12 protein-coding genes are annotated in these 13334 nt (G+C 70.1%); 4 read left to right on the top strand and 8 right to left on the bottom strand.

What is annotated here, in order from left to right; all coding sequences use genetic code 11:
• Positions 1-34 precede the first annotated feature (34 nt).
• From VFR90_RS07115 to sucC, 3 genes are all read right to left on the bottom strand, one after another.
• On the bottom strand, positions 35-757 hold the full coding sequence (locus VFR90_RS07115; RefSeq protein ID WP_326405412.1) for a TerC family protein: 723 nt from the start codon (positions 755-757) through the stop codon (positions 35-37).
• Between the two features lie 36 nt (positions 758-793).
• Positions 794-1687, bottom strand: coding sequence for a succinate--CoA ligase subunit alpha (gene sucD / locus VFR90_RS07110; protein WP_326405411.1), 894 nt, complete (start codon positions 1685-1687; stop codon positions 794-796).
• Positions 1688-1805: 118 nt separating this feature from the next.
• Positions 1806-2966, bottom strand: a complete 1161-nt coding sequence (gene sucC, locus VFR90_RS07105; protein ID WP_326405410.1) for an ADP-forming succinate--CoA ligase subunit beta — start codon at positions 2964-2966, stop codon at positions 1806-1808.
• 144 nt (positions 2967-3110) lie between these two features.
• Here sucC and argC point away from each other — a divergent pair, with 144 nt between their 5' ends.
• Positions 3111-4040 carry an N-acetyl-gamma-glutamyl-phosphate reductase gene (argC, locus tag VFR90_RS07100; RefSeq protein WP_326405409.1) on the top strand — a complete coding sequence of 310 codons (930 nt, stop codon included), beginning with the start codon at positions 3111-3113 and terminating at the stop codon, positions 4038-4040.
• Positions 4041-4148: 108 nt separating this feature from the next.
• Here the strand turns inward: argC and VFR90_RS07095 are convergent, their stop codons facing one another.
• Together VFR90_RS07095 and recA are read right to left on the bottom strand one after the other, a co-directional pair.
• On the bottom strand, positions 4149-4664 hold the full coding sequence (locus VFR90_RS07095; RefSeq protein ID WP_326405408.1) for a regulatory protein RecX: 516 nt from the start codon (positions 4662-4664) through the stop codon (positions 4149-4151).
• A gap of 88 nt (positions 4665-4752) precedes the next feature.
• Positions 4753-5838 (bottom strand): recombinase RecA, encoded by a 1086-nt coding sequence (gene recA, locus VFR90_RS07090; RefSeq protein WP_326405407.1) that lies wholly within the window; start codon positions 5836-5838, stop codon positions 4753-4755.
• Between the two features lie 86 nt (positions 5839-5924).
• Between recA and VFR90_RS07085 the strand changes: the two genes are divergently transcribed.
• The 3 genes from VFR90_RS07085 (at position 5925) to VFR90_RS07075 (ending at position 9491) form a co-directional block, all read left to right on the top strand.
• Complete coding sequence (locus VFR90_RS07085; RefSeq protein WP_326405406.1) at positions 5925-6596, top strand: response regulator; 672 nt, start codon at positions 5925-5927, stop codon at positions 6594-6596.
• Between the two features lie 117 nt (positions 6597-6713).
• Positions 6714-8264, top strand: a complete 1551-nt coding sequence (locus tag VFR90_RS07080; protein WP_326405405.1) for a sensor histidine kinase — start codon at positions 6714-6716, stop codon at positions 8262-8264.
• Between the two features lie 42 nt (positions 8265-8306).
• A complete protein-coding gene (locus VFR90_RS07075) occupies positions 8307-9491 on the top strand; it encodes a patatin-like phospholipase family protein (RefSeq protein WP_326405404.1) in 1185 nt (394 codons plus the stop codon).
• Here the strand turns inward: VFR90_RS07075 and rodA are convergent, their stop codons facing one another.
• From rodA to mreD, 3 genes are all read right to left on the bottom strand, one after another.
• The gene (gene rodA, locus VFR90_RS07070) at positions 9492-10658 is read right to left on the bottom strand and encodes a rod shape-determining protein RodA (protein WP_326405403.1); all 1167 of its coding nucleotides are present in this window, start codon (positions 10656-10658) and stop codon (positions 9492-9494) included.
• Between the two features lie 67 nt (positions 10659-10725).
• A complete protein-coding gene (mrdA, locus tag VFR90_RS07065; RefSeq protein WP_326405402.1) occupies positions 10726-12675 on the bottom strand; it encodes a penicillin-binding protein 2 in 1950 nt (649 codons plus the stop codon).
• 133 nt (positions 12676-12808) lie between these two features.
• On the bottom strand, positions 12809-13324 hold the full coding sequence (gene mreD, locus VFR90_RS07060) for a rod shape-determining protein MreD (protein ID WP_326405401.1): 516 nt from the start codon (positions 13322-13324) through the stop codon (positions 12809-12811).
• Between the last annotated feature and the right edge of the window lie 10 nt (positions 13325-13334).

The raw sequence follows: 13334 nt of genomic DNA, 5'->3' as shown, positions 1-13334 counted from the left end.
CCGGCCGGCGCGCGGCGGCAGTAACTCTCGGTTTTCAGACGCCCGGCGGCAGTGGCGGCGCCTTGCGCCGCACCACCGCCTTGCCGATCACGTAGACCAGCACCGCGCCGAGCGCTCCGGCCGCGTACTTGAGCCAGCCCACTTCTTCCTGCACGCCCGCGAGCAGCGGCACGACCGCCGGGTCGGTGACCGCCATCGTTCCCGCGATCCAGCCGAGCAGCATGCCGCCGACCACGATGATGATGGGGTAGCGGTCCATCAGCTTGAGCACCAGCTGGCTGCCCCAGACGATGATCGGAATGCTCACCAGCAGGCCGAAGATCACCAGCGGCATCTTGTGGTCGCCGCCCGCGCTTTCCGCCGCACCCGCGATCGCGATCACGTTGTCGATGCTCATCACGAGGTCGGCCACGATCACCGTCTTCACCGCGGCCCAGAGCTTGTCACTGCTCGCGATGTTGCTGTGCTCGTCCTGATGGTCGGGCGCGAGCAGCTTGACGCCGATCCACACCAGCAGCAGCGCGCCGACGATCTTCAGGTAGGGAATCGCCAGCAGCGTCAGCGCGAAGAAGATCAGGATCACCCGCAGCACGATCGCACCAGCGGTGCCCCAGATGATTCCTTGTGTGCGCTGCGCTGGCGGAAGGCCCCGGCAGGCCAGTGCGATGACGACGGCGTTGTCGCCGCCCAGCACGATGTCGATCAGGATGATCTGTCCGACCGCGACCCAGAACTCGGGGGTCATGAACGCTTCCATGCGGATCCTCTGGTCTCGTTGGCAGGTGCGGAAACGTCAGAGCAGGCTCTTGAGCAGCTTGCCCATCTCGGACGGGTTGCGCGTGACGGTGAAACCGCACTCTTCCATGATCGCGAGCTTGGCGTCGGCGGTGTCGGCGCCGCCGGAGATCAGCGCGCCAGCATGGCCCATGCGCTTGCCGGGCGGCGCGGTGACGCCGGCGATGAAGCCGACGATCGGCTTCTTCATGTTGGCCTTGCACCAGCGTGCGGCCTCGGCTTCGTCCGGGCCGCCGATCTCGCCGATCATGATCACCGCGTCGGTGTCGGGATCGTCGTTGAACATGCGCATCACGTCGATGTGCTTGAGGCCGTTGATCGGGTCGCCGCCGATGCCCACCGCGCTCGATTGACCCAGGCCCAGGTCGGTGAGTTGCGCGACCGCTTCGTAGGTCAGCGTGCCCGAGCGCGAGACCACGCCGATGCGCCCCTTGCGATGGATGTGCCCCGGCATGATCCCGATCTTGATCTCCTCGGGCGTGATGAGCCCCGGGCAGTTGGGCCCGAGCAGCAAGGTCTTCTTGCCGCCGGCCGCCTCCTTGGCCTTCATCTTGTTGCGCACCTCCAGCATGTCCTTCACCGGGATGCCTTCGGTGATGCAGATCGCGAGATCGAGCTCGGCCTCGACCGCTTCCCAGATGGCGGCCGCCGCGCCGGCCGGTGGCACGTAGATCACGCTGACGGTTGCGCCGGTCTGGGCCTTGGCCTCCTTGACGCTTGCGTGGATCGGGATGCCCTCGAAGTCCTCGCCGGCCTTCTTCGGGTTCACGCCGGCGACGAAGCAGGCCTTGCCGTTCGCGTAGTCGCGGCAGCCGCGGGTGTGGAACTGGCCAGTCTTGCCGGTGATGCCTTGCGTGATGACGCGGGTGTTCTTGTCGATCAGGATGCTCATGCTCGTGTCCTCGAAATGTCGCTCGGGTCGTTCGCCAGCGCATGCCGCGGATCCGACTCGGCCGGGCCGCCGGCGTCGCTTGCTCGAACGGGAGCGGCGAAGCCGCAACGGGGGTGGGTCACTTCAGTGCGGCCATGACCTTCTGCGCGGCCTCGGCCATCGAGTCGGCGCTGATGATCGGCAGGCCTGAATCGGCCAGCATCTTCTTGCCGAGGTCCTCGTTCGTGCCCTTCATCCGCACGACCAGCGGCACCTGCAGGTTGACCGCCTTGCACGCGGCGATCACGCCTTCGGCGATGGTGTCGCAGCGCATGATCCCGCCGAAGATGTTGACGAGGATCGCCTTCACCTTGGGGTTCTTCAACATGATCTTGAAGGCCTCGGTGACCTTCTCGGCGGTCGCGCCGCCGCCCACGTCGAGGAAGTTCGCCGGCTCGCCGCCGAACAGCTTGATCGTGTCCATCGTCGCCATCGCAAGGCCGGCGCCGTTGACGAGGCAGCCGATATTGCCGTCGAGCTGGATGTAGGCGAGGTCGAACTTGCTCGCTTCGATCTCGGCTGGATCCTCCTCGTCCAGATCGCGGTAGGCGGTGATCTCGGGATGGCGGAAGAGGGCGTTGCTGTCGAAGTTGAACTTCGCGTCCAGCGCCCGGATGCCGCCGCCGCCCTCGAGGATCAGCGGGTTGATCTCGGCGAGGCTCGAGTCGGTCGCCATGTAGCAGCCGTAGAGCTTCTTGAACACGTCGATCGCCTGGGCCCGGCTCGCGGCCGGCACGCCGATGCCGTCGGCGAGCTGCTGACCTTGCGCGTCGGTCAGGCCCGCGGCCGGATCGACGAAGACCTTGATGATCTTCTCCGGCGTGGCATGCGCGACCTCTTCGATGTCCATGCCGCCTTCGCTGGAGGCCATGATCGCGACCTTCTGCGTCGCACGGTCGGTGACGGCGGCGACGTAGTACTCCTTCTTGATGTCCGCGCCTTCCTCGATCAGCAGGCGGCGCACCTTCTGGCCTTCAGGGCCCGTCTGGTGCGTCTTCAACTGCATGCCGAGGATCTGCCCGGCGAGCGTCTTCACTTCGTCGAGGCTCTTCGCGATCTTCACGCCACCGCCCTTGCCGCGGCCGCCCGCGTGGATCTGCGCCTTGACCACCCACACAGGGCCGCCGAGCTTCTGTGCCGCCTCGACGGCCTCCTGCACGGTGAACGCGGGATAGCCGCGTGGCACCGGCACGGCGTGCTGGCGCAGGATTTCCTTGCCCTGGTATTCGTGGATCTTCATGGTGGTTCTCGATGGCGGGAAGCGATGCCCGGCGAGGCGCCAGGCGCGGCGGGGCGGCTTCGGCCCGGGGGCGGATTCTGCTCGATCGTGCCGATGCGCCGCTATGGCATGCTGCGCCGCAACGACTGCGGAGGACGACCCGGCATGGCACGCGCGCGCATCTTCATCGACGGCGAGGCGGGCACCACCGGCCTCGGCATCCGCGATCGGCTGGCCGGCTTGGCCGGCATCGAGCTGATCAGCATCGACCCCGCGCGGCGCAAGGATCCGGGCGCGAAACGGGAGCTGCTGGCGCAGGCCGACCTCGCGGTCCTGTGCCTGCACGACGACGCGGCGCGCGAGACCGTCGCGCTGGCGGATGCCCTGCCGGGCGGCGGGCCGAGGATCGTCGACGCGAGCACCGCGCACCGCGTCGCCGACGGCTGGGTCTACGGCTTCGCCGAGCTGACGCCAGGGCAGGACGCGGCGATCGCCGGGTCCCGTCGTGTCGCGAATCCGGGCTGCTACCCGACCGGCGGCATCGCGCTCGTGCGGCCGCTGGTGGATGCCGGCCTGCTGCCGGCCGACTACCCGCTCGCGGTGCATGCGGTCAGCGGCTATTCGGGCGGCGGGCGCTCGATGGTCGAGGCCTACGAAGCCGTCGATCCCGACAAGCGCGCGCCGGCGTTCGAGCTGTACGGCCTTGCGCTCGAGCACAAGCACCTGCCCGAGCTGCAGCGCTATGGCCGGCTCGCGCGCCGGCCGATCTTCGTGCCGAGCGTGGGCAACTTCCGCCAGGGGATGCTGGTGCAGATCGCGCTGCATCTTGATCTGCTGCCCGGTCGGCCGGCGCCGGCCGACCTGCACTCGGCGTTGGCGGCCCACTACGCCGGCAGCGAGTTCGTCAGCGTGCCGTCGACCGAAGGCACGGCGACGCTGGAGCCCGAGGCGCTGAACGACAGCAACCGACTCGAGCTGCGCGTCTTCGGCAATGTCGCGCGCGGGCATGCGCTGCTGGTCGCTCGGCTCGACAACCTCGGCAAGGGCGCCTCCGGTGCCGCGGTGCAGAACCTGCGGCTGATGCTCGGGCTGTAGGGCCGCACGCCATCGCACGCCGCTGCGTCGTTGCGTCAGACGCCGCTTGAACTTCGTTCTTGACCCTGCGGCCGCCAAGCGTGCGAAGCGCAGCTCGACGCAAGGCGTTCAGAGCGTCTCGTGGTCCTCGCCGTCGACGGTCGCCGTGCCCGCGACGACGCGCCGCGCCAGCTCGGCATCGAAGCCGCGTGCAAGCAGAAAGCGCATTTGCTTGGCGCGCTGCGCCGGCTCGGCGGCGACAGTGCCGAAGCGCCGCGCCCACAGCGCATGGGCGCGTGCCGGCTCGCTCTGGCGCAACTGGCGTTCGGCTTGTGCATCGAGCGCGACGCCATGGCGGGCCAGCTCCTGCTGCACCCGCCGCGACCCGAAGCGCGCCGCGCGGGCCCGCACGCGGCCTTCGACGAAGCGTTCGGTGCTCAGCAGGTCGCGCTCGACAAGCCAGTCCAGCAGCGCCTCGACGCCCGCTTCGCGATCGCCGCCGGCCTCGTCGGCTGCGGCGGGCGTCTCGGCGCCGGCGGCCTCTGCAGCGCGTCGCTGCCGGTCGAGGTAGGCGAACAGTTTCGTGCGCAGCTCGACACGGCTGTGCTCGCGTTGCGCGACGCAGGCCAGGGCCTTGGCCTTCAAGCGTGCTTCAGTTGACTTCGGGTCTTGCATCGCGCCGAACTTGCGCCGCCGCTCGCGCTGAGGTGCTCGCGGCGCCGTTCCTTCGCTGTCACTGGGCCCCGCCGGCTGCCTTCTTGCCCTGCTTGGCCGCCGCCGGCACTTCGACCTCGATCGCCGGCAGCAGCGCGACGCCCAGCGACTCGCGCACCTTGTTCTCGATCTCGTGGGCGATGTCGGGGTTCTCGCGCAGGAACTCGCGGGCGTTGTCCTTGCCCTGGCCGATTTTTTCGCCGTTGTAGGCGTACCAGGCGCCGGACTTCTCGACGATCTTGGCCTCAACGCCCATGTCCACGATCTCGCCTTCGCGCGACACGCCTTCGCCGAACAGGATGTCGAACTCGGCGACCTTGAACGGCGGGCTGACCTTGTTCTTGACGACCTTGACCTTGGTCTCGTTGCCGATGACTTCCTCGCCCTTCTTGATGCTGCCGATGCGGCGGATGTCCAGCCGCACCGAGGCGTAGAACTTCAGCGCGTTGCCGCCGGTGGTGGTTTCGGGCGAGCCGAACATCACGCCGATCTTCATGCGGATCTGGTTGATGAAGACGACCATGCAGTTGGTCTTCTTGATCGTCGCGGTGAGCTTGCGCAGGGCCTGGCTCATCAGCCGCGCCTGCAGGCCGGGCAGCGAGTCGCCCATCTCGCCTTCGAGCTCGGCCTTGGGCGTGAGCGCCGCGACCGAGTCGATCACGACCAGATCGACCGAGCCCGAGCGCACCAGCGCATCGACGATCTCCAGCGCCTGCTCGCCGGTGTCGGGCTGCGAGATCAGCAGCTCCTGCAGGTTGACGCCGAGCTTCTGGGCGTACTGGATGTCGAGCGCGTGCTCGGCGTCGATGAAGGCGCAGGTGCCGCCGATCTTCTGCATCTCGGCGATGACCTGCAGCGTGAGCGTTGTCTTGCCGCTGGACTCGGGACCGTAGATTTCGACGACCCGCCCGCGCGGCAGGCCGCCGACGCCGAGCGCGATGTCCAATCCGAGCGAGCCGGTGGAGACGACCTGGATGTCCTCGATCACCTCGCCTTCGCCGAGGCGCATCACGGTGCCCTTGCCGAACTGCTTCTCGATCTGGGCCAGCGCGGCTTGCAGAGCCTTGGCCTTTTCCGTATTGAGCGCTTTGACGTTCGTGTCCATGATGGCCTCCGTGAGTGACCGCGATCATCGAGCAAGGCTGGGGATTTGTACAGTAGTTTTTGGCCGACCATGAAAGCAACGAGCCGATGCGCATCCTGATCGCCGAAGACGACCAAGTGCTCGCCGACGGCCTGCTGCGCACGCTGCGCCGCGGCGGCTACGCGGTCGACGCGGTGGCCAGCGGCAGCGAGGCCGACGCGGCGCTCGCCGACCACGCCTTCGATCTGGTGATCCTCGACCTGGGCCTTCCCAAGCTGCACGGCCTGGAGGTGCTGCGCAAGCTGCGCGCGCGCGGCAACGCGACGCCGGTGCTGATCCTCACCGCGGCCGACAGCGTCGAGCAGCGCGTCAAGGGACTGGATCTCGGCGCCGACGACTACATGGCCAAGCCCTTCGCGCTGGCCGAGCTGGAAGCGCGGGTGCGCGCGTTGACGCGCCGTGGGCTGGGTAGCGCTTCGAACGTCATCCACCACGGCCCGCTCGCGTTCGACGCCACCGGCCGCGTGGCGTACCTGAACGACCAGCTGGTGGAGCTGTCGTCGCGCGAGCTGTCGCTGCTGGAAGTGCTGCTGCAGCGCGCCGGCCGGCTGGTGAGCAAGGAGCAGCTGGTCGAACGGCTGTGCGAATGGGGCGACGAGGTCAGCAACAACGCGATCGAGGTCTACATCCACCGGCTGCGCAAGAAGATCGAGCAGGGGCCGGTGCGCATCGCCACCGTGCGCGGGCTCGGCTACTGCCTCGAGAAGATCGCGAGCTGAATGGACGCGGGCCGAGCGCCGGGCGAAGGCCATGCAGGCGCCCCCTTGTCGCCCGACCCGGCCGGCCCGCATCTCCCGGGGGCATCGACCGACGGAGCCGGCGGGCGGGCGGTTCCCATGTCGCGCGGCCAGCGCTCGCTGTTCGGCGAGATCCTCGACTGGATGCTCGCGCCGCTGCTGCTGCTGTGGCCGATGAGCGTCGCGCTGACCTGGCTGGTCGCGCAGAACATCGCGAACCGGCCTTACGACCGTGCGCTGGGCGACATCGCGCGCTCGCTGGCGCAGCAGGTGGTGCTGGCCGAGGGCCGCGCAGCCTTCGAGGCGCCGGCCGCGCCCGACCGGCTGCTGCGCACCGGCGATGCCGACGACATCTGGTTCCAGGTGCTCGGCAGCCGCGGCGAGCCGATCGGCGGCGAGGCGACGCTGCCGACGCCGCCGATCGACGAGCCCGCCGCGCCTGCCGGCGAACTGCGCTTTCGCGACGACGAGATGCGCGACCGCCCTGTGCGCGTCGCCTACCTGTGGGCCGTGCCGGCGGCGTCGGCGCCCGCGGCGCGGGCGTCGCCAGCCGCGCCCGCCGTGCCGCCGGCCACGGCGCCGGTGCTGGTGCAGGTCGCCGAGACGCTCGACAAGCGCTCGCAGCTCGCCACCGAGATCATCAAGGGCGTGATCCTTCCGCAGTTCGTGATCCTGCCGGTGGCGGTGCTGCTGGTCTGGTTCGCGCTCGCGCGCGGCATCGCGCCGCTCGACGAACTGCAGCGGCGCATCCGCCAGCGCGACAGCGACGACCTGAGCCCGATCGACGAGCGCGATGCGCCCGAGGAGGTCTCGCCGCTGGTGCGCGCGATCAACGACCTGCTCGGCCGCCTCGACCGTTCGTTCGCGACCCAGCGCCGCTTCCTCGCCGACGCGGCGCACCAGCTGAAGACGCCGCTGTCCGGCTTGCGCACGCAGGCCGAGATCGCCCAACGCGAGATCGACCTCGGCGAGGCCGGCCCCGAATCGCTGAAGCGCACGCTGCAGCAGATCGCCCGCTCGAGCCAGCGCGCCGCGCACACCGTCAACCAGCTGCTCGCGATGGCGCGCGCCGAGGACCGCGGCGCCGCGCTGCGGCTCGATCGCGTCGATCTGGCGGCGCTCGCGATGGAGACGGTGCAGGACTTCGTGCCGCGCGCGCTCGACGGCCGCATCGACCTCGGCTTCGAGCAGCCGCCGGGCGGGCCCGCCGCGATCGGCGAGCCCGAGGCCGCGGCTTGCGTCGTCGCCGGCCACGCGGTGCTGCTCGGCGAGCTGATCCGCAACCTGGTCGACAACGCGTTGCACTACTCGCCGCGCGGCGGCACGGTCACGGTGCGGGTGCGCGGCGACCCCTTCGGCCAGGTCGTCGTGCTGCAGGTCGAGGATTCCGGCCCCGGCATCCCGGCGCCCGAGCGCGAGCTGGTGTTCCAGCCGTTCTACCGCGCGCTTGGCACCGGCGTCGACGGCTCGGGGCTCGGCTTGGCGATCGTCGCCGAGATCGCCCGGCGCCACCGCGCCAGCCTGACGCTCGACGACGCGCGCGACGGCCCGGTCGATGCGCCGCACGGCCATGGGCCGGGCGCGCGCTTCACGCTGCATTTCCCGGCCTGGCCGGCCGAGGAGCCGACGAGCGCGGTGGCCGACGGTTGAACGAGAAGGGCCCGTAGACTCGGTGAAAACCCGGAGTCCACGATGGCCACGATGCGACAGCGGCTGATGAACATGCTGCGCCGCAAGCCGGCGCACGCGCCGCACGGGCCGCACCCGACCACCCCGGCGTCACGGCCTGCGCCGCGCCCGCCGAAGCGGCCCGGCCGCGTCGATCTCGCGCTGCAGGGCGGCGGCTCGCACGGCGCCTTCACCTGGGGCGTGCTTGACCGGCTGCTCGAGGACGACGCGCTGGAGATCGGCGCCGTCTCCGGCACCAGCGCCGGCGCGCTGAACGCCGCGGTGCTGGCGACCGGCCTGGCGAACGGCGGCGCGCCGGCCGCACGCGATGCGCTCGCGGCCTTCTGGCACGACGTGAGCCGCGAGGGCCAGATCTTCGCGCCCTTCAGCCGCGGCTCGAACGGCGCCCCGAGCCCGGGCGGCTTCGGCATCGACGACCTGCCCAGCTACAGGTGGTTCTCCAGCTTCTTCCGCGCCTTCAGTCCCTACGAGTTCAACCCCCTGAACCTCAATCCGCTGCGCGACGTGGCCCGGCGCCACATCGACGAGGAGGCGCTGCGCAAGGGCGGGTTGCCGTTGTTCATCGCCGCCACCAGCGTCACCACCGGCCAGGCGCGCGTGTTCACCGGCCGCGAGCTGTCGATCGACGTGCTGCTCGCCTCGGCCTGCCTGCCGATGACCTTCCAGGCGGTGGAGATCGACGGCGAGCCGTACTGGGACGGCGGCTACACCGGCAACCCGGCGATCTACCCGCTGATCTACCAGACCGAGGCGCTCGACATCCTGCTGGTGCGCATCAATCCGCTCAAGCGCGAAGGCACGCCCCGGCGCGCCGAGGACATCCTCGACCGCATCAGCGAGATCACCTTCAACGCCAGTCTGATCGCCGAGATGCGCGCGATCGCCTTCGTCTCGCGCCTGGTGCGCGAGGGCAAGCTCGACGCCGGCCGCTACAAGGACCTGCGGCTGCACATGATCGCGGACGACGCGGGCCTGACGCCGCTGGGCGCCAACAGCAAGATGAACACCGACCGCGCCTTCCTCGAGCAGCTGCACACGCTGGGCCGCATCGCGGCACGCGACTGGCAGCACCGGCACCTCGCGGACGTCGGCGTCAAGAGCAGCTTCGACGTGGAGCGGGTGTTCCTCGCGAAGCACGGCCGCACGCTGCGGGGCGGCAGTGACGTGGCGCGCGCGGCGCCGAAGTAGTCAGGCGCCCGGCGGCCTGCGGCTCTTGGCCACGGACATCAGGATCCCGAGCCCGAGACCCAGCGTGACCATCGCGGTGCCGCCGTAGCTCACGAAGGGCAAGGGCACGCCGACCACCGGCAGGATGCCGGCGACCATGCCCATGTTGACCATCGCGTAGGTGAAGAAGCCGAGCGTGATCGCGCCGGCGATCAGCCGCGAGAACAGCATCGGCGCCTCCGCGGCGATCACCAGGCCGCGCGCGATCAGGAACACGAAGGCGGCCACCAGCACCAGCACGCCGAACAGGCCGAACTCCTCGGAGAAGGCCGCGAAGATGAAGTCGGTCGTGCGCTCGGGGATGAACTCCAGGTGCGTCTGCGTGCCGTTCATGAAGCCCTTGCCCGACAGGCCGCCGGAGCCGATCGCGATCATTCCCTGGATGATGTGGAAGCCCTTGCCGAGCGGGTCCGCGGTCGGGTCGAGCAAGGTGCAGACGCGGTGCTTCTGGTATTCGCGCAGCAGCACCCACTTCACGTCGGGCTGGCAGATCGTCTCGCCGAAGCCGACGATCAAGCCGATGCCGACGACCGCGACCGCCGCCGCCGGCACGATCAGCTTCCAGCTCAGGCCGGCCAGGAACATCACGTAGAGCCCGGCCGACAGCACCAGGATGGCAGTGCCCAGATCGGGCTGCTTGACGATCAGCGCCACGGGCACCGCCAGCAGCGCGAAGCCGACCGCGAAGTCGGCGCCGCGGCGCGCGTCGCTCTGGCCCTCGCGGCGCTGGAACCACCAGGCCAGCATCAGCGGCACCGCGATCTTGAGCATCTCGCTCGGCTGGATCACCGTGACGCCCAGGTTCAGCCAGCGCGTCGCGCCCTTCTTCGTGATGCCGAAGATCGCGGTGGCGATCAGCAGCGCGACGCCCACCACGTACAGCGGCACCGCGATGCGCATCAGCTGCTGCGGCGGCAGCTGCGCCACCGTGAACAGCACCAGCGCGGCGATCAGCATGTTGCGGGCGTGATCGACGAAGCGCGTGCCGTGGTCGTAGCCGGCCGAGTACATCGCGACCAGGCCGATCGCGCACAGCAGCAGGATCGCCAGCACCAGCAGCGCGTCGAAGCCGCTGAAGACGCCGAGCGCGCGCCGCCACAGCGGCGGGCGTTGCAGCACCGCGTTCAACGGCGCCTCCCGTGAGCTGCGGTCGCTTGCCCCGCGGCGGCGTTGGCGCCCGGGCCGCCGGCGCCGCTCATGGCTGCGGCGCGCTGGCCGAGGCCGCCGGCAGCGGCGGCGGCGCGCTGGCCTGGCCCTTCTGCACCAACGCGATGTCCTCGTCGCTCGGCACGCGGCCGGTCAGCACGTAGTCGAGCACGCGCCGCGCGATCGGCGCGGCGGCCTCGGCGCCGAAGCCGGCGTTCTCCACCACGACCGCGAGCGCCACCTGCGGCGCCTCGACCGGCGCGAACGCGGTGTACAGCGAATGGTCGCGCAGGTAGTCCTCGAGCTTGTTCTTGTCGTACTTCTGGTCCTGGCGGATGCCGACCGCCTGCGCGGTGCCGGTCTTGCCGCCGCTCTTGTAGGGCGCGCCGGCGAAGACGCGCGTCGAGGTGCCCTCCTGCGTCACGCCGTGCAGCGCACGGAGGATGGTCTCGACATGCGCCGGCTTCAGCGCCAGCGGACTCAGCGCCTCGCCCGACACCGGCCGGCGCTCGCGCGTGACCACGTCCTCGATCTCGCGCACCAGCCGCGGCTCGAAGCGCTGGCCGCCCGAGACCAGCGTCGCCATCGCCGAGGCGAGCTGCAGCATCGTGAAGTGGTTGTAGCCCTGGCCGATGCCCAGCGAGATCGTCTCGCCGGCGTACCACTTCTGCTGCTCCGGCTTCTTGTAGGCGCGGCGCTTCCAGGCGGTCGAGGGCAGCACGCCGGTCACCTCGCCGTTGAGGTCGATGCCCGTCTTGCGGCCGAAACCGAAGGGCTCGAGCTGCTCGTGCATCAGGTCGACGCCCATGTCGGCCGCGAGCTGGTAGTAGTAGACGTTGCTCGACTTGACGATCGAGCGGTGCATGTCCACCCAGCCGAGGCCGTGGTCGCCGTGGCTGCGGAAGCGGTGGTTGCCGAACATGAAGCTGCCGTGGTCGTGCAGCCCCTGCTCGGCGGTGCGCTTGTTCGATTGCAGCGCGGCCATCGCCATGAAGGGCTTGAAGGTCGAGCCGGGCGGGTAGGTGCCACGCAGCGCGCGGTTCAGCAGCGGCTTGTCGAGCGACTCGTTCAGCTCCTTCCAGCTTTCGCTGTCGATGCCGTCGACGAACAGGTTCGGATCGAAGCTCGGCTTGCTGACGAAGGCCAGCACCTCGCCGTTGCGCGGATCGATCGCCACCAGCGCGCCGCGGCGATCGCCGAACATGCGCTCGACCAGCGCCTGCAGCTTGAAGTCGATCGACAGGTGCACCGTGTTGCCCGGCGTCGGCGGGTTCGAGCGCAGCCGGCGCACCGCGCGGCCGCCCGCGCTGGTCTCGACTTCCTCGTAGCCGGTCTGCCCGTGCAGCTCGGCCTCGTAGCGCTGCTCGATGCCGAGCTTGCCGATCACTTCGGTGCCGCGGTAGTTGGCGGCGTCCTCGCTCTCGTCGAGCGCCTCTTTCTCGGCCGGGTTGATGCGGGCGATGTAGCCGAGCACGTGCGCGCCGAACTCGCCTTGCGGGTACTGGCGGAACAGCCGCGCCTTGATCTCGACGCCGGGAAAGCGGAAGCGTTGCGCGGTGAAGCGGGCGACCTCCTCGTCGGTCAGCCGCGTGCGGATCGGCAGCGACTCGAAGCTGCGGTTGTCCTCGCTCAGCCGCCTGAAGCGCTTGCGGTCGCGCGGCGTGATCTCGACCAACTCGCCCAGCGCGTCGAAGGTCGCGTCGAGGTCGGCGACCTTGCCGCGCACGACCTCGAGCGTGTACGCCGAGTAGTTGCTCGCCAGCACGATGCCGTTGCGGTCGAGGATCAGGCCGCGGTTCGGCGCGACCGGCAGCAGCGCGATGCGGTTGCTCTCGGCGCGGGTGGCGAGCTCGTCGTGGCGCAGCACCTGCAGCGTCACCAGGCGTGCGATCAGCAAGGCGAAGCCCAGCAGCACCACGCCGCCGGCAACCAGCAGCCGCAGGCGGAAACGGCCCAGCTCGCTTTCGCTGTCACGGAAATCGCCGTAGGAGGCGTTCATTCGGGCGCTCGCTCCAGCGGCGCGGCGGGGAAGCTGGCACGGCCCCCCGGGCAGCCGCCGCGGATCCGGCTCCGCCGGGCCGCCAGCGGCGCCCCCCCGGGGGGGCGCGGCGAAGCCGCAACGGGGGGGAACGTCATAAGGGCCGATTTTCGTCGCGGTCCGGTGGCCTGCGTTGCGGTGCCAGCAACAGCCAGCTGGCAATAGGCCACAGCAAGGCCTCGAACAGCGGCGCGAGCAGCAGGCTCCAGCCAGGCAGCGTCGCGCCGGCGACCAGGCGCACGACCAGCATCACCGCATGCGACAGCACGAACAGCGGCAGCACCTGCGCCGCCTGGCCGAGCGCGTCGAACCACCGCAGCCGCCGGTGCAGCATCGTCGCGACGAAGGCGAGCAGCGTGTAGGCGAGGGCGTGCTGGCCGAGCAGCGCGCCCTGGTGCACGTCCATCACCACGCCGAACAGGAAGGCCGCGCCCATGCCGACGCGCCGGGGCTCGTGCACGACCCAGAACGCCAGCACGACCGCCAGCACGTCGGGCAGCGCCGGCTGGCGCCCCAGCGGCAGCATGCTCACAAGCAGCGCCACGACCAGCGAGCCCCACAGGAACCACGGGTTGACCGGCAGCAGCAGCTGATCGCCGCGCGCGCTCATGCCGCCCGCC

Source organism: Methylibium sp., from assembly GCF_035762065.1.
Lineage (GTDB): Bacteria > Pseudomonadota > Gammaproteobacteria > Burkholderiales > Burkholderiaceae_C > Methylibium.
Note: the sequence above shows the minus strand (reverse complement) of the source record. Positions and strands in the feature narration are given on the sequence as shown.

Coding starts and splice junctions, on each gene's coding strand:
- VFR90_RS07115 (WP_326405412.1), bottom strand. CDS start 757: ATGGAAGCGTTCATGACCCCCGAGTTCTGGGTCGCGGTCGGACAGATC.
- sucD (WP_326405411.1), bottom strand. CDS start 1,687: ATGAGCATCCTGATCGACAAGAACACCCGCGTCATCACGCAAGGCATC.
- sucC (WP_326405410.1), bottom strand. CDS start 2,966: ATGAAGATCCACGAATACCAGGGCAAGGAAATCCTGCGCCAGCACGCC.
- argC (WP_326405409.1), top strand. CDS start 3,111: ATGGCACGCGCGCGCATCTTCATCGACGGCGAGGCGGGCACCACCGGC.
- recA (WP_326405407.1), bottom strand. CDS start 5,838: ATGGACACGAACGTCAAAGCGCTCAATACGGAAAAGGCCAAGGCTCTG.
- VFR90_RS07085 (WP_326405406.1), top strand. CDS start 5,925: ATGCGCATCCTGATCGCCGAAGACGACCAAGTGCTCGCCGACGGCCTG.
- VFR90_RS07080 (WP_326405405.1), top strand. CDS start 6,714: ATGTCGCGCGGCCAGCGCTCGCTGTTCGGCGAGATCCTCGACTGGATG.
- VFR90_RS07075 (WP_326405404.1), top strand. CDS start 8,307: ATGGCCACGATGCGACAGCGGCTGATGAACATGCTGCGCCGCAAGCCG.
- mrdA (WP_326405402.1), bottom strand. CDS start 12,675: ATGAACGCCTCCTACGGCGATTTCCGTGACAGCGAAAGCGAGCTGGGC.
- mreD (WP_326405401.1), bottom strand. CDS start 13,324: ATGAGCGCGCGCGGCGATCAGCTGCTGCTGCCGGTCAACCCGTGGTTC.